The organism is Arthrobacter globiformis (assembly GCF_046536215.2).
Lineage (GTDB): Bacteria > Actinomycetota > Actinomycetes > Actinomycetales > Micrococcaceae > Arthrobacter > Arthrobacter globiformis_E.
Map to the genome: position 1 here is coordinate 2,353,130 of NZ_CM143421.1, position 15,043 is coordinate 2,368,172.

Annotated in this window: 12 protein-coding genes, 1 tRNA gene and 1 other RNA gene; 9 read left to right on the plus strand and 5 right to left on the minus strand. The window is 67.5% G+C overall.

Annotation, left to right across the window (positions count from 1 at the left end):
* Positions 1-367: 367 nt before the first annotated feature.
* Entirely contained in the window at positions 368-1,912 is a 1,545-nt protein-coding gene (locus tag R5O87_RS10470; RefSeq protein WP_462836423.1) for a M23 family metallopeptidase, read from the minus strand.
* A 160-nt stretch (positions 1,913-2,072) separates the two neighbouring features.
* Here R5O87_RS10470 and R5O87_RS10475 point away from each other — a divergent pair, with 160 nt between their 5' ends.
* Positions 2,073-2,981: an oxygenase MpaB family protein gene (locus tag R5O87_RS10475; RefSeq protein WP_410557710.1), complete on the plus strand. Its 909-nt coding sequence runs from the start codon at positions 2,073-2,075 to the stop codon at positions 2,979-2,981.
* 67 nt (positions 2,982-3,048) lie between these two features.
* Here R5O87_RS10475 and R5O87_RS10480 read toward each other — a convergent pair.
* A tRNA-Ser gene (locus tag R5O87_RS10480) sits at positions 3,049-3,136 on the minus strand.
* A gap of 76 nt (positions 3,137-3,212) precedes the next feature.
* On the opposite strand from R5O87_RS10480, the gene R5O87_RS10485 reads away from it, so the two are divergent.
* From R5O87_RS10485 to R5O87_RS10505, 5 genes are all read left to right on the plus strand, one after another.
* On the plus strand, positions 3,213-3,536 hold the full coding sequence (locus R5O87_RS10485) for a YqfO family protein (protein WP_410557709.1): 324 nt from the start codon (positions 3,213-3,215) through the stop codon (positions 3,534-3,536).
* Positions 3,537-3,631: 95 nt separating this feature from the next.
* Positions 3,632-3,728, plus strand: an RNA gene (gene ffs / locus R5O87_RS10490) — signal recognition particle sRNA small type.
* Between the two features lie 32 nt (positions 3,729-3,760).
* Positions 3,761-7,285 (plus strand): DNA polymerase III subunit gamma and tau, encoded by a 3,525-nt coding sequence (locus R5O87_RS10495; RefSeq protein ID WP_410557708.1) that lies wholly within the window; start codon positions 3,761-3,763, stop codon positions 7,283-7,285.
* Between the two features lie 79 nt (positions 7,286-7,364).
* Positions 7,365-7,964 (plus strand): recombination mediator RecR, encoded by a 600-nt coding sequence (gene recR / locus R5O87_RS10500; protein WP_387095538.1) that lies wholly within the window; start codon positions 7,365-7,367, stop codon positions 7,962-7,964.
* A 116-nt stretch (positions 7,965-8,080) separates the two neighbouring features.
* Entirely contained in the window at positions 8,081-9,439 is a 1,359-nt protein-coding gene (locus R5O87_RS10505) for an aspartate kinase (protein ID WP_410557707.1), read from the plus strand.
* Positions 9,440-9,509: 70 nt separating this feature from the next.
* Here the strand turns inward: R5O87_RS10505 and R5O87_RS10510 are convergent, their stop codons facing one another.
* From R5O87_RS10510 to R5O87_RS10520, 3 genes are all read right to left on the minus strand, one after another.
* Positions 9,510-9,695: a hypothetical protein gene (locus R5O87_RS10510; RefSeq protein ID WP_410557706.1), complete on the minus strand. Its 186-nt coding sequence runs from the start codon at positions 9,693-9,695 to the stop codon at positions 9,510-9,512.
* Positions 9,696-9,870: 175 nt separating this feature from the next.
* Positions 9,871-10,065, minus strand: coding sequence for a hypothetical protein (locus R5O87_RS10515; protein ID WP_410557714.1), 195 nt, complete (start codon positions 10,063-10,065; stop codon positions 9,871-9,873).
* A 205-nt stretch (positions 10,066-10,270) separates the two neighbouring features.
* Complete coding sequence (locus R5O87_RS10520) at positions 10,271-12,715, minus strand: S8 family peptidase (RefSeq protein ID WP_410557705.1); 2,445 nt, start codon at positions 12,713-12,715, stop codon at positions 10,271-10,273.
* 240 nt (positions 12,716-12,955) lie between these two features.
* Here R5O87_RS10520 and R5O87_RS10525 point away from each other — a divergent pair, with 240 nt between their 5' ends.
* Genes R5O87_RS10525 through R5O87_RS10535 form a run of 3 tightly spaced genes read left to right on the plus strand, consistent with a single transcriptional unit; the run spans position 12,956 to position 14,962 of the window.
* Positions 12,956-13,579: an SSI family serine proteinase inhibitor gene (locus tag R5O87_RS10525; protein WP_410557704.1), complete on the plus strand. Its 624-nt coding sequence runs from the start codon at positions 12,956-12,958 to the stop codon at positions 13,577-13,579.
* Between the two features lie 19 nt (positions 13,580-13,598).
* Positions 13,599-14,540 (plus strand): 3-methyladenine DNA glycosylase, encoded by a 942-nt coding sequence (locus R5O87_RS10530; RefSeq protein WP_410557703.1) that lies wholly within the window; start codon positions 13,599-13,601, stop codon positions 14,538-14,540.
* Positions 14,537-14,962, plus strand: a complete 426-nt coding sequence (locus R5O87_RS10535; protein ID WP_410557702.1) for a serine protease inhibitor — start codon at positions 14,537-14,539, stop codon at positions 14,960-14,962. Before R5O87_RS10530 ends, R5O87_RS10535 begins: the two co-directional genes overlap by 4 nt.
* The last annotated feature ends 81 nt before the right edge of the window (positions 14,963-15,043 follow it).

The window sequence follows — 15,043 nt, forward strand, 5'->3', positions numbered from 1 at the left end:
GTTCCGGGCGGAATGCTCTTCCGGAAAGTGCCCGGCTTAGCTTGCCTGGGACCGCCTGGAAGGACGACGACGGCGTGCGGCTGCGCTGGGCTGGTCAACCACCCAGCGGGGCCGGTACAGCCGGTACATCCGCCGTCGGCGGACGCGTCCGCCGCCTGCACGGCATCGCCTGCAGGGCAACCGAAACCCGGGTGTGTTCCGTCGGGTGTCGGCGGAATCTTTTGGAGGGAAGTCACATCGTGCTCTCTCGCCGGGTACATGGCTGTCACTAATGACAACGGCTTTGCCCTCCGTTGCATTCCCTGGACCTCCTTACCAGTTGATTTCCCGGCAAACGAACAGCCCGACGGCGGCTGCCCGCCTCCGTTTACGGCGCTGCCGTGGGCTCCGCCGTCGGAACAGCGTCTGCTGCGGCCTTCGCTGCTGCCGCTGCAGCTTCCTCAGTTGGCGCGGCACTTGGCGAAGCCCCGGGTGGCGCCGGTTCCGACGTCGGAACCGGCGCCGGTGCCGGCACTGCCGGAGCCGTGCTTGCCGGGGCTGCAGACGTGGGGACCGGATCGGGTACGGGTGCCGGAGCGGGCTCGATGGGGGCAACTTCCGTTGGGGCCGGAGCGGAATTCGTGATCGGCGCGGAGGGTGCTGCCGGCTCGGTGGGTGCAGGCGGCGCGGGGTCGGCCGGGACCGCCGGCGGCGTGGTGGGAGTCGGGACCGGTGTGGGGGTCGGCGTTGGGGTGGGTGTGGGAGTCGGCGTTGGGGTGGGTGTGGGAGTCGGCGTTGGGGTGGGTGTTGGAGTCGGGGTCGGCGTCGGGGTGGGTTTGGGCTTGGTCGTGGCGGGAGGCTTCGGCGCCGTCGGCTTGGAAGTTACCGTGGCAGTCGGCGGTGCCGTCGGGCGGGAGGTCGGCGAACCGGACGAGGTGGAACCGGAGGTCGACGAGCTTGGGACGAGTGTGGCTCCTGCCGACGCTGACGGGCCGCTGCGCGGGTTGGCGACCGCCGCTGCGGTGACCGGCGTCAGGCCGTCGTCGGTGTTGCCCGGCCCGCTGTTGCCGGGGATATTGGGGATGGCCCACCCGTAGGTGGTGGCCGCGCCGCCTTCGAAGCTGGTGAATACGGCGGGGGTGAGCTGGTCGGTTTGCCGGATGGGCAGCAGGGTCCACTTCATCGGGTCCTCGTGCTGGCCGTTCTTGATCACTTCAAAGTGCAGATGGCAGCCGGTGGAGGACCCGGTGGTGCCCACCTCGGCGATGATCTCGCCAACCCGCACGTGGTCGCCCTTTTCAACGGCGATGCCCTGCAGGTGGTTGTACGTGGTGATCAGGCCGTTGCCGTGGTCGATTTCCACCCTGTTTCCGCCGCCCCAAGGGTGCCATCCGGCGGCCCGGACCACGCCGGCGTCGGCAGCGTAGACACGGGTTCCGCAGGCTGCGGAGAAGTCCTGGCCCCAGTGGAATTCTCCCGCTTCACCGGTGATCGGGCTGCGCCGCAGTCCGAACGGTGAACTGGGAGTGAGCACTTCCAGGGGCGCCATGAGGAAGCCGGCCGCGGGCCGCTTCAGCTCGGTGGAGGCCACGCCGGGAGATTTGGGGGTGCCGCCCGTCTTGATTGCCTTAACGGTGGAACTCGACACGGTGCGGCCCGTGGGAACCTTCGCCGGTGCGGCGATGCCGGACCCGCTGATCGGATACCCGGGCGCGGTGGTGTCGGGATCAAGGAGTTCGGGTCCGACCACTCCCGAGGGAGGAGCGATGGGGACGGCCGCACCCACGGGCTGCTGGGTCGAGGCGGCTGGCCCCTGGAATCCGAAGGCAAAGACGGAGAAGCCGACTACCACCGCCGCGGAAAGGCTCCGCAAGGCGATCCGGCCCGGGCCGACCACCCTCGGTGCGTGCTTGTGTCCCCCATGATTTGCCACAGAATTCTCCTGGATCGGTACCCGCCAAACTCCTATCTCGACGAGCGTGTCCTCCATTGTGGCCACAGCCGAAAGCACGGCGAAACCCCTAAAACTGGGGGGCCAAGGGGTGCGTTTTCATAGGCTTAACCGGGCAGGTTCAGTCGGGAGAGAATGAGATATGCGGACTTTCCTGACGGAATGGCAAGCCGAATTGAAGCGCACGCTAACCGGCAGTCCGGACGCGCTGCCGGACTGGGCGCGGAAGTTTGCCGAGGGCGACGACGCAGGATACTTCCTCCCCGGCTCTGCGGTGTGGGCGGTCCATGGCGGCGTGGCCACCATCGTCGGCGGCATCCGGTCGCTGCTGATGCAGACTCTCCACCCCGGCGTCCTCGCCGGGGTACACGACCATTCGAATTTCCGCGAAGACATGCCGGGCCGGCTGGCCCGGACCACAGCTTGGATCCACGCCCTCACGTACGGGTCCACCGCGGAGGCCCAGGCGGCGGCCGCGAGAGTGGTCCGGCTGCACGAGTCCGTTAACGGCACATACCTAGACGGCGGCGGCACCGTGCGGAAGTACTCTGCCAACGATCCGGAACTGCTGCGGTGGGTGCACAACACCTTCACGGACTCGTTCCTCCGTGCGCACGAGCTGTGGGGCGGCCCCATTCCGGGCGGTCCGGATGCCTACGTGCGCGAATGGGCGGAGGCCGGCAGGCTCATGGGCGTGGAGTTCCCGCCGGAGAGCAAATCCGCCCTCAACCGGGAGCTCGGGGAATATCTTGCCGCCGGGATTCTCCGCGGCGACGACCGGGTCTCGGAAACAGTTGCCTTCATCCGGGATCCGCCCCTGCATCCCCTCCTGAGACCGGGGTACCGGATCCTGTTCGAGGCCGCCGTCCTCAGCCTGGATCCTGAATACCGCCGGCTGCTCGGGCTGCACAATGCCCGGCTGGGTCCCCTGCCGCTGCCGGTGCGGCTGGCCGCCCGGGTGACCCTCGCCGTCGTCCGTCATGCACTGGGCCCGGCCAGCCCGAGCCGCCTCGCCGCCCGCGAGCGGCTCCAGAGGCTGGGCGTCGCCTAAGCCCTCTTCCAGCCCGGGCGGGAAACAGAAAACCCGGTCCTGACGATGTCAGAACCGGGTTTTCCGATGGCGGAGAATGGGGGATTTGAACCCCCGAGGGCGTTAACCCAACACGCGTTCCAGGCGTGCGCCATAGGCCGCTAGGCGAATTCTCCAGCTGCTCTTGAACCAAAAGCAGATACTAGAATACCTGAACTTTCCGGCATCTCCCAATCGGCCCAAAATGGAGCCATGTCCCAGCTCCATGCACTCGTGGTTTACGTTCCCGATTCCCACGCCGCAGCGGTGCTCACCGCCATCGGCGACGCCGGCGCCGGCCGGCTGGGCGACTACTCGCACTGCTCCTTCACGTCGCCGGGCACTGGACGCTTTACCCCCTTGTCCGGAGCCCGGCCGTTTATCGGCACCCCGGGCGACCCGGAGGACGTTTCCGAGGTCCGGATCGAGTGTGTCGTGGAAGAGGACCTGCTCGACGCCGTCGTGCAGGAATTGCGCCGGGCCCACCCCTATGAGGAGCCGGCGTTCATGAGCTGGCCTGTGAACGGGCATCGTTAGGACGGCGGCGGGTGCCCGCCGGAGCCCCGCTACCGTCCCGCCGTCGTCCCGCCGGAGCCGATTCGGGCCACGCCCAAAGTTCGGGTAAAGTATCTGACGGCCCCTCATGTGGCGTCATCCTGTTGAACTCCCCCAGGACCGGAAGGTAGCAAGGGTAGATGGGCTCTGGCGGGTGCATGAGGGGTCTCTTATTTAATGTCAGTCCCTATAGGTAGGTTTTCCCTGTGACTGTTACAACTGCCCTTTACCGCAGGTACCGCCCGGACTCGTTCGCGGACGTTATCGGGCAGGAACATGTCACGGAACCGCTGATGACGGCGCTCCGCAAGAACCGCGTGAACCACGCCTACCTTTTCTCCGGCCCGCGCGGCTGCGGCAAGACCACGTCTGCGCGCATCCTGGCCCGCTGCCTGAACTGTGCGCAGGGACCCACGGACACCCCGTGCGGCGTCTGCCCCAGCTGCGTCGAACTTGCCCGCGGCGGAGCCGGCTCCCTCGACGTCATCGAGATCGACGCCGCCAGCCACGGCGGCGTGGACGACGCCCGAGACCTCCGCGAACGCGCCACCTACGCGCCGGTGCGGGACAGGTACAAGATCTTCATCATTGACGAGGCCCACATGGTCACCTCGGCGGGCTTCAACGCCCTGCTGAAAATCGTCGAAGAGCCGCCGGAACACATCAAGTTCATCTTCGCCACCACCGAGCCGGACAAGGTCATCGGCACCATCCGCTCGCGTACGCACCACTACCCGTTCCGGCTGGTGCCGCCGGAGCCGCTCATGGCCTACCTCGAGCAGCTCTGCCACCAGGAAAACGTCCCGGTGGCCCCCGGCGTGCTGTCGCTGGTGATCCGTGCGGGTGCGGGATCCGTGCGGGACTCGCTGTCCGTGCTGGACCAGCTCATGGCAGGCGCCGGACCCAACGGCCTCGATTACGAGCTTGCCGTGGCCCTGCTCGGTTACACGCACGCCTCCCTGCTGGACGACGTCGTCGAAGCGATCGCCGCGTCCGATGCCGCCACGGTCTTTCGTGCCGTTGACCGCGTCATCCAGACCGGGCACGATCCCCGCCGCTTCGTGGAGGACCTGCTGGAGCGCTTCCGCGACCTCATCATCGTGCAGGCTATGCCGGAAAGCGCCCAGGCTATCCTCCGCGGCATGCCGGCCGACCAGATCGCCCGGATGCAGACCCAGGCCCATAATCTTGGCGCGGCTGAACTGTCGCGCGCGGCCGACGTCACCAACACCGCACTGACGGAGATGACGGGTGCCACGTCGCCGCGGCTGCACCTGGAACTTCTCTGCGCGCGCATCCTGCTGCCCAGCTCCGAACAGACAGAGCGGGGCATCGCTGCCCGGATTGACCGCGTGGAGCGGCGCCTGAACTACGCGGGGTCCGACGCCGGTGCTCCCGCCGCCGCTGTTGGGCCGGCCTCTGCCGCACCGGCTCCCGTTGCCGCTCCTACGCCTGCCGCGCCGGCTCCGGTTGCCGCTGCGGCTGCTCCGGCTCCAGTTCCTGACGCGCCTGCCCCGGCACAGAGCGCTCCGCAGGCCGGAGCGCCCACCATTCACGCGGCACCCGCCGCTCAGGACGCACCCGGACGGGAAGCACCTGCGGCGCATGCCGCACCCGGACGGGAGGCCCTGGCGGCACCGCGGATCACCACTGGCGACTGGCCCATGGATGACGCCGCCGCAGGTGACCGCCGCCCCAGCCCGGATTCACACGGCGGCCAGGGCCGGGAGTCTGTGGCCCAGCCAGCCGCGGCTTCGCAGACACCTGCGCCCGCCGCACGTCCTGAACAGGCCCAGCACCAGCAGGTCCAGCACCAACAAGCCCCGCGGCCGGAGCCGGTAGCGGCCCAGGCGGCACCTTCGGCTCCCGCACCGCAGTCCCACGCCCAGCCTTCTGCCCCTGCAGCGGGCTCGCATGCAGACGTCGAGGTACTCCGCCGAGCGTGGCCCGAGGTCCTGCAGACCCTGGCAAAGATCAAGCGGAGCACGTGGGCGCTCGTGGAGCCCAATGCCCAGGTCGGCCAGTTTGACGGCCAGGTCCTGACGCTCATCTTCAGCACCTCCGGGCTGGCGGGCGCCTTCGGCAGGGCCGACCACTCCGAGAATCTGCGCCAGGCCATCCATAAAACGATCGGCATCGATTGCCAGATCACCGCCGTCGCTGGCGCCGGAAGCTCAGCGAGCTCTGAGCCAAACCCAAAAGCGCCTACTAGCCGGGATATTCCGGCTGCCACCACCGATGCCGACTGGGGCCTGGCCCCCACCACGGATGGCCCCGCGCAGCCGGAGTCCTCCCCCGCGCGCCCGGCGGCACCAGGCCCGGCCCCCGTGTCTTCGGGCCCGGCGCCGGTGTCGTCGGGTGCGGGTCTTGCGTCGGGTCCGGGTCCCGCATCGCCGGATTCGTCCGTCGTGCCCGTTTCCGGGCATGACTCTTCTCCGTCGTCGACGGCCGCAGCGGTTTCTGCGCCGAAATGGTCCGGACCAACCATCACGGCGTCCCCGTCGACCCCTGCCACCCCAGCGGGCGCCGGACGTGCGGGCGAATCCAGCGCTTCTGCACCGTCGGCCCCAGCCGCCCAGTCGGTTGCTGCCCAGCCGGTTGCTGCCCAGCCGGTTGCCGCCCGGCAGTCAGCGCTTCAGGCTGCGGAACAGGTCCCGACACACGGATCCCAGCAGCAGCAAGCCGGCGACTACTCCTATCCGGATGACGACTGGGGTCCGCCACTCGACGAGGACGCACCTCCGCTGGACGAAGAGCCTCCCATGGACTGGGAGCCGTCGCCCCAGTGGCAGGGCAGCCCCGCACCATCGGCAGCGCCGGAGATAAGGGCGCGTGAGGTCAAGGCGCCGGAGACAAAGCAGCCTGTCAGTCCGGCACCGTCGGCAAAAATTAGTGCAGGGAGTTCTGCTCCGGCGGAACGCCAGCCAGCATCAGACACCTCTGCTGATCCGTGGTCCCGTGCGGTGGAGCAAACCCCTGGCATCTGGGCTCTCAGTTCCGAAAGCAACGTCGGCAAATACCAGGACGCGGCTGACGGCCATGGCGACGTGGAGTCGACGGGGTCCGCCGCACCCGCTTATCCACCGGCCGCCGCACAGCCGCCGAACAACGGCGGCCCGGCGGTGGGCGCCACGACTGAGAGCGCCACGGTTGCGAACGCGCCTGCGGAGAATGCGCCGGATGCTGCGGAGCACGGTGCGCCGGAGTTCGAGCCTGCCTACGCCATGGCATCCGCCCCGGCGACTGCCAGCCACGAGTACGGGGCACCCACACCACCCCAGGGTGTCCGCGCGCCCGCCGTGACTGCTGCCACCGATGCTGCCCCGATCCGGGTGCCCGTGTTCGCAGCCGGCCCGGGACCTGCAATTCAGCCGGGACCCGCAATTCAAGCGGGACCGGCGATCCAAGCTGGGCCAGCACTCCAGGCAGGACCGGCGGTTGCCGCTGCCCGCACCGCTCCGCCGGAGCCGGTAACGGAGGCTCCCGCCCGCGGCAAGCTGAGCCTTTACCAGCGGCTCTCCAACAGCCCGGAGGCTGAGGCGGGACGGGCCAAGGCGCCCGCGCGGAGCACGGAGGAACCTGCGCCATACGTGCAGGACATCCCCAGCGCGGACGACGAAACCATCGAGGAATCGGGCGTCTTTGGCCGCGCCGCCGTCGAGCGTATTCTGGGCGGAAAGCTCATCGAAGAACGGTCGCTGGACGGCAGCCCCCTGATGCCCCGGTACTAGTGCTGCCCCCGTAGTAAAAGGCGGCGCCGGTCATCTTTCAACCAAGCCATCGAGTTTCAACCAAGCAATCGAGGAAAAAGTGTACGAGGGTGCAGTTCAGGAGCTGATCGACGAGCTCGGACGACTTCCCGGCGTGGGGCCGAAGTCTGCGCAGCGCCTGGCGTTTCACATCCTGGAAGCAGACCCCCAGGACATGAAGCGGCTGGTGGAGGCCATCACCACCGTCAAGGAACGCGTCAAGTTCTGCGCCTCGTGCGGCAACGTGACCGAGCAGGAACTGTGCAACATCTGCCGCGACCCACGGCGCGACCCCTCTGTCATCTGCGTCGTGGAGGAGTCCAAGGACGTGCTTGCGGTGGAGCGCACGCGCTCATTCCGTGGCCGTTACCACGTGCTCGGCGGCGCCATCAACCCGATCGCCGGCGTCGGCCCGGAGCAGCTGCGGATCCGCGAACTCCTCAACCGGCTCAGTGACGGCGCAGTCCAGGAGATCATCATCGCCACCGACCCGAACCTCGAGGGCGAGGCGACGGCCACTTACCTGGCCCGGATGCTGCAGTCCATCGGGATCGCAGTGACCCGGCTGGCTTCGGGGCTGCCCGTGGGCGGTGACCTCGAGTACGCCGACGAGGTCACTCTGGGCAGGGCCTTCGAAGGCCGGCGGAACGCCCTCAGCTGACGGCAAGGGTCATAATTCCACAGCAGGAGGACCACGGCGATAAACTGGGTATGCCGCCGTGCCGCAAGGGCGCCTGGCCTCCAAGAACTCCAATTTGATCCAGTGAGGGTGCACGCATGAGTATGCCCAGTACCGATGTGAAAACCGAACCGCAGCCGCAGGAGCTGCCCGCAGACGCTGCTGTCACCGCGCAGCTTATTGTGCAGAAGTTCGGCGGCTCCTCGGTGGCTGACGCTGACGGCATCAAGCGCGTGGCCCGGCGCGTGGTCGACGCCCAGAAGGCCGGCAACGAAGTCGTCGTCGTCGTCTCCGCGATGGGTGACACCACCGACGAACTCCTGGACCTTGCCGCCCAGGTCACCGACGCAGCACCGGCCCGCGAGATGGACATGCTCCTCTCCGCCGGTGAGCGGATCTCCATGGCCCTGCTGGCCATGGCCATCAACAAGTTCGGCGCGTCCGCGCAGTCCTTCACGGGCTCCCAGGCCGGCATGATCACGGACGGGATCCACGGCAAGGCCCGGATCATCGACGTCGACCCGCACCGCATCCGCACCGCCCTGGACAAGGGGCACATCGCCATCGTCGCCGGTTTCCAGGGCATGACCCGCGCCACCAACGAGATCACCACGCTCGGCCGCGGCGGTTCGGACACCACGGCCGTGGCCCTCGCCGCCGCCCTCGAAGCCGACGTCTGCGAGATCTACACGGACGTTGACGGCATCTACACCGCAGACCCCCGCGTCGTTCCGTCAGCCCAGAAGATCGACCGCATCTCCAGCGAGGAGATGCTGGAACTGGCCGCCTCCGGGGCCAAGATCCTCCACCTCCGGTGCGTCGAATACGCCCGGAGGTTCGGCGTGCCGCTGCATGTCCGTTCCTCATTCAGCCAGAACGAAGGCACCTGGGTCCTGCCCGGCGCCGATGACAAGATCACGACTCAAGAGGGAGTTGCCTTGGAGCAGCCAATCATCTCCGGTGTTGCACACGACCGCTCGGAAGCAAAGGTCACCGTCGTCGGTGTTCCGGACATCCCGGGCAAGGCAGCCGCGATCTTCCAGGTCATTGCGGACGCACACTCGAACATCGACATGATCGTCCAGAACGTCTCCACGCACGGCACCGGCAGGACGGACATCTCCTTCACCCTGCCCATCGTCGAGGGCGCCGACGCCCTTGCCGCGCTCCGTGCTGCACAGACCGAGATCGGCTTCGAAAGCATCGAGTACAACGAGCAGATCGGCAAGCTGTCGCTGATCGGCGCCGGCATGCGCTCCCACCCGGGCGTCTCGGCCACATTCTTCAAGGCCCTGTCCGCCGCCGGTATCAACATCAACATGATCTCCACCTCGGAAATCCGCATTTCCGTGGTGACCCATGCTGACCTGCTCGATGACGCCGTCCGCGCCATCCACAAGGCATTCGACCTGGACAGCGAAGCCGTCGCCACCGTCTACGGCGGCACCGGCCGCTAAGCCGTCAGCAGTGCAGATAGAAGCCCGGTGCGTGTGACGCACCGGGCTTCTTCAGCTCAGAAAGGGCTTGTCACTTGTCCAGGTCGCTCTTGCGGACAGCATAGTGGTGCCCCTCCGAGTCGGTCTCGACTTCGAACTGGGCCAAATCATCTTCGGAAGCATGCTCATAATCGTCGTGCAGGTGAACCACCGGCGCAGCTGAATCGCCAACGGCGGCAGGGCCGAATACGAACCGGAGCCTGTCTGTCAGGTTCATGAAGCCTGTGAGCACATGTGCCACAAGTCCCACCCCCTTCCCTGCTTGAAGGCGTCAGAGCGTCTGCCCTTCGATTGCCAGTGCCCTTATTTTACGCCGGGACCCCGGAAATGAACCCCGGCAGGCAATGCTTCAGTCGCCTTGATGGGGCGCCGGAAGCGGCGTTCAGCGACTGCTAGCGAAGGGACTTGTCGTCGGGGTTGCGGGGCACAACGTAGGTGCTGCCGTCCGGCCGGTGGATGGTCTCCCACTGCTGCGTCTCGGCCTCGCGCTGCGCGAGCAGCCTGCGGTTCTCCTCGGTCATGTCGTGCACGAGCGAACTCCTGTTGGCCGGGCCAAAGACCGCCCTGAGCTTGCCGGTTGCCCGCATGAACCGCTGTGCGGCGTTCTCTTTTGCCACGGTACCCACTCCATTTCGGGACTACTGCCACTATTAAGGATACACGAACGATTAGTGCACTAATGATCGCCGGTCCGGCGGCACTCGCTTCCCGGAGCCAGCCGGTAAAAAGCACGACGCCGGGACCCACCACCAGCGGTGAGTCCCGGCGTCGTAGGTCCTGGTTTTAAGGACACTAGGGCACTGGCCGCACCGCCACCGGTGAGCGGACGGTGTTGTCGCCCGATGTCCACGTCAGGGATCCGGTCGAGTACGCGTTGAGCGCAGCACCTGCGGTGGTGAACGTGATGGTGAACGTGGCGCTTTCACCCTCAGCCAGCGTCACCTCTGCCGGACTGACCTTGGCGGTGATGCCCGGAACGCTGATCTTCGCCCGGTACGTTCCTGCCGTCACCGCCGTGACCGACCGCGTGACCGTCTGGCTGCCGGACAGGGCGCCCAGCGCAACGGACGGAAGGTTGACGTCCTTGGCTTCGATGGGGGCGACGCCAAGGTCGATTCCCTGTCCCTGGAGGAAGCCCATCCAGTCACTGATGCCGGCGTCGTACACCAGACCCGGGGAGTCGAACCGCGCGGGATCTACATGGCCGGCGCCCTGGGCGAAGACGTCATGCACGTCGGTGCCCTTGGCATCGACCAGGTCGTAGGCCGTGGTCATGATGGCGGATTTCACGGCTGCCGGCGACCACGTCGGATTCTTGCCCAGCAGCAGCGCTCCCGAACCGGCGATGTGCGGCGACGCCATGGACGTGCCGGACAGGAAGCCGAAGGTCTCGCCCTTGAAGCCGACCGGCGAAACGGCGGCCAGCACGGCCACACCCGGAGCCGTAACGTCGGGCTTGAGCAGGTCGCCGTTGGATGCCAGGGTGGGTCCGCGCGAGGAGAATTCGGCAATCTGCGGCACGGGCGGAGGCTCGGCACCGGTTGTGTCGGTCGCTTTGAGGCTTGCGGTCATGCCGGGGGTCGCCGCCACCACGTCCTTGATCTTCGGGTCACCCACATGGACCGTGGGCACACTGTGCAGGTCGGCGTCGAGCGAGCCGGGCGTCAGGTTGACCAGGACCATGCCGACGCCGCCTGCGCGCTTGACCTCGGCGCTCTTGTCAACGCGTGCCACAACGCCGCGGTCGCAGACCACGATCTTGCCGGCAACCTTGGCGGGGTCCAGCGAATTCGGAGCGCACAGTGCGGCATCCGTGGCCAGTGCCGCGGCCGCCTTCACATCCACGGCCAGCACGATCGGCTTGGAGTCCACCTCGCTGCTCATGACACTTGCACCGGCGAACTTGCTTCCGTCCGACAGTTCCGCGGTTCCCCGCAGCGTGTTGTCGAACGTCGAAGCCGCCACGCTGGTGATCCAGGGGCCGGCGTGGTTAACCGTCGAGGCCGTCGGGCCGGAGTTGCCGGCGGAGGCAGCCACGAAGATCCCGGCAGCCGCAGCGTTGAGGAAAGCGAGGGAAACGGCATCAGTGGTGGAGTTGTTGTTTCCGGAGATGGAGAAGTTCAGCACGTCCACACCGTCGAGGACGGCGTCCTGGATGGCATTGAGAATGTCTGACTCAACGCAGCCCGTGGCCTCGGGGATGGTGCCCTCCCAGCAGACCTTGTAGACGGCGATCTTGGCTGCCGGCGCAACACCGGAGCTCTTGCCGAAGTCCCGGCCGCCTGCCGTCTGGGTGACGTCGCTGTTTCCCGCGGCGGTGCTGGAGGTGTGGGATCCGTGGCCATTGACGTCCAGCGGAGAGAACTTCTCATCCGGGGAGCGGAACTCCGGCGGAACCGCTGCCTTGTAGGCCTTGTCGTAGAACCTGGCTCCGATGACCTTGCTGTTGCATTCCGTGCCGTCGAACGAGTCGCCGGCCACGCAGTCGCCCACGAAGGTGCCGCCGTTGGCCTTGCGCATGGCAATCACGTTGTCCTGAAGGCGGTAGGGCACGCCCACCTTCGGCCTGCCGGACAGCGGATCGACGGTGTCCCCGGCGAAGAACGGGTTGTCGGGCGTGTAGCCGGTGTCCAGCATGCCGACCACGATGCCCTTGCCGGCCTCATCCGTGCCGCCGAACTGCTGGTCCCACACGCCGTCGCCGCCGGGCAGGCCGAGGAAGTCCGTGCTGGAGTAGTCCGGCTTGCGGATGCTGTCCGGGACCACGGCCAGCACGTCGGTGTCACCGGCGAGCGCCTTCGCCTGGGCGGCAGACAGGACTGCGCTGAAGCCGTTGAGGGCCAGGGTGTAGCTCCGGTTGATGGTTGCGCCCGTGGCCGCCGCAGCCTGGCGCTGCTTGGCCTTCAGGTGGGCATCGTATTTGCGCGAGTTGGGGCCGGAGGGGTTCAGCTTCTGCCCCTTCGGCACCGCCGTCCCGGGGATGCCGGGGACGCCGCCGGAGTAGGTGGCCAGCGGTTTGTCCTTAAGCATCACGATGTAATGGCCGTCGTCGAGCGGGGATGCGGCCGGCTGCAGGGCGGCCGGCAGCGCCGCGGCGGGCTGGGCCGACGCCGGTGCGGGAGCCGCGGCCGTTGGCCCGGCCAGGCCCTGGCCGACGACCATGGCAAGGACTGCGGCAAAGATGGCCGGGAGCCTTCTGCTGGGTCGGGGGCGGGTAGTGGATTGCTGAGGGATCATGGGGATGCCTTCCTTTGTTCAGGACCTGCAGACCTTCGGTCCTACGAACTGGACGCTCTGCCCCCCATGGGCGTCATCACTAACTGTTTATGCCGCGCACCCGTTGATGTCAGAAAGATACCGCGGACGCCCCCAAGAATCGATACCCTTCCGTTAGCAATTGCCGCGTACCGTTATCCGCCTGTACCGGACCGCCGGGTGCCCCGACGGTAGAATGGGAAAAACTTGAGGAGACCCGGCATGCGCAAGCAACTGATTTCTGTGCTGCTCGCCCTCGCAGCGACGGGCGGTCTCGCGGCCTGCACCCCGAACAACGGAACCGGCCAGCCTTCGGCCACGCCGGGGAGCACCGGTCCCGGGACGTCATCGCCGGGGACTTCATCACCGGGCACCGGGACGCCCGGCACGGAAACCCCGGGCACCGGCACTCCCTCACCCGGCTCCACACCGCCCGACGCCGAGACGACAGTCCCGGCGCCCGCGCCCCCTTCCGCTTCTCCCCTGCCGTCCGGTCCCGGCGCAGGCGATGCCGAACTGTCCATCACGGTCAAAGCGTCGAAGGACGGCAAGGCCGTCAACTACACGCTGGTCTGCAAGGACGGTGCCCCGATGGCCGAGAGCCAGCACCCCAACGCGGCCGCAGCCTGCACGGCTTTGAAGAACAACGCCGCCATTGTCAACGCCGCCGCTCCGCCGAAGGGGATCTCCTGCACGCAGCAGTACGGCGGGCCGCAGGTGGCCACCGTGACCGGCGAGGTCAACGGCACGCCGGTGGAAACGTCCTTCGCCCTGAAGGACGGCTGCCAGATCGGTGCCTGGAACGCCGCCAAGGACATCCTCGGTGCTGCGGGCGGGGCGCTTTAGCACTGTGGCAGGCACCGCATTGACGATCCCCGCTGCCCAGGTCCTCTCCCCCGCCGGCTGGAGGGAACGGGGAGCCGCCCACGTGCGCAGGGTGCGCCGTTACGCCGACCCCTATCTCGCCCGCCGCTCTGCTGGGCGGAAGCATCCCGTGGAGGACTTCCTCTTCACGTACTACACGCAAAAGCCCGGCCAGCTGCTGCGCTGGCACCCCGGGGACGGCGTGGTGCTCTCCGGAACCGAGGCTGCCGCCCGCGGGGACTGGAAATACTACAAAGCGCTCGACGGCGGTCAGCTGGCCGGCGCGGGGCTGCCCGCCGGCAGCACAGCAGTGGCGTTCGACCGTGAGGCTTTCCTGGCTGAACGGCGGGACGCCCTTGTGTTTGCCCGGATCATCCTCGCCGGAACGGCCGCCCGGCCTGCACAGTTCGGCTGCTTCGGCCTCCATGAGTGGGCCATGGTCTACCGGCAGGAGAAATTTGAGCTGCGCCATGAGTACCTCAAACTGCGGCTGGGCGGCGCAGGCACGGACAAGGTGGTTGAGGACAACCGGATCCGCTGCTCGCACTTCGATGCGTTCCGGTTCTACACACCTGACGCCATACCCCTGAACGAGCTGTCGCCCAGCCGGGAGAACCAGCGGACCATGGAGCAGCCGGGGTGCCTGCACGCCAACATGGACCTCTACAAGTGGGCTTATAAGCTCTCCCCGGCACTTCCGAGCGAACTTGTGATGGACTGCTTCGAGCTGTCGTGGCGCGTGCGGGCCATGGACATGCAGGCCTCCCCCTATGACCTCACGGACTGGGGCTTCCCGGCCATTCCGATTGAGACGCCCGAGGGCAAGGCGGCCTACGTGGAGCAGCAGCGCGCCTTCTCGGCCGAGGCCCAGGAGCTGCGCGGCCGTCTGCTGGCCGCCCTCACGCCGCTCTTCGACAGCCTGGAAACGGAGACGGAACGATGAGCGATACACCGGCATCCCCGGACGGCCCGGGCCGCGCCGCGGACACCGGCCTGAACAGCGACCTGAACCTCGACACGGACCTCGAACTGACCGTCGCCCTCACCCACGCGCCCGGCGGCCCGGAGCACGTCTTCGTCCTCGTCAGCCGGTCCGGACAGCTGGTGGAATCAACGCTGCCGGACCCGGCGGCGGCGATTGCCGCCGTCGGACGTTTCGGCGAACGGATCTTTTTCCCGGAACCCGGCCCGCCCAAACTGTGCACCCAGCAGTACGGCGGCCCCCAGGTTGCCGTGGTCACCGGCACCTTCAACGGCCGCACGGTCAACTCCCGGTTCTCCCTGACCGACGGCTGCGAAATTGCCCGCTGGCGGGCGCTGTCCCCGCTCCTCGGCGGAGTGGCAGGGTCCACGGGCGCCATCTGATCCCGGGAAGAGTTTTTGTCCACGTATCGCGACTTCCGGGGGGTTTAGCGGCCATTATCTGGACAAAAACTCCAACCAATC

Coding starts and splice junctions, on each gene's coding strand:
- R5O87_RS10475 (WP_410557710.1), top strand. CDS start 2,073: ATGCGGACTTTCCTGACGGAATGGCAAGCCGAATTGAAGCGCACGCTA.
- R5O87_RS10485 (WP_410557709.1), top strand. CDS start 3,213: ATGTCCCAGCTCCATGCACTCGTGGTTTACGTTCCCGATTCCCACGCC.
- R5O87_RS10505 (WP_410557707.1), top strand. CDS start 8,081: ATGAGTATGCCCAGTACCGATGTGAAAACCGAACCGCAGCCGCAGGAG.
- R5O87_RS10510 (WP_410557706.1), bottom strand. CDS start 9,695: ATGAACCTGACAGACAGGCTCCGGTTCGTATTCGGCCCTGCCGCCGTT.
- R5O87_RS10515 (WP_410557714.1), bottom strand. CDS start 10,065: ATGCGGGCAACCGGCAAGCTCAGGGCGGTCTTTGGCCCGGCCAACAGG.
- R5O87_RS10520 (WP_410557705.1), bottom strand. CDS start 12,715: ATGATCCCTCAGCAATCCACTACCCGCCCCCGACCCAGCAGAAGGCTC.
- R5O87_RS10525 (WP_410557704.1), top strand. CDS start 12,956: ATGCGCAAGCAACTGATTTCTGTGCTGCTCGCCCTCGCAGCGACGGGC.
- R5O87_RS10535 (WP_410557702.1), top strand. CDS start 14,537: ATGAGCGATACACCGGCATCCCCGGACGGCCCGGGCCGCGCCGCGGAC.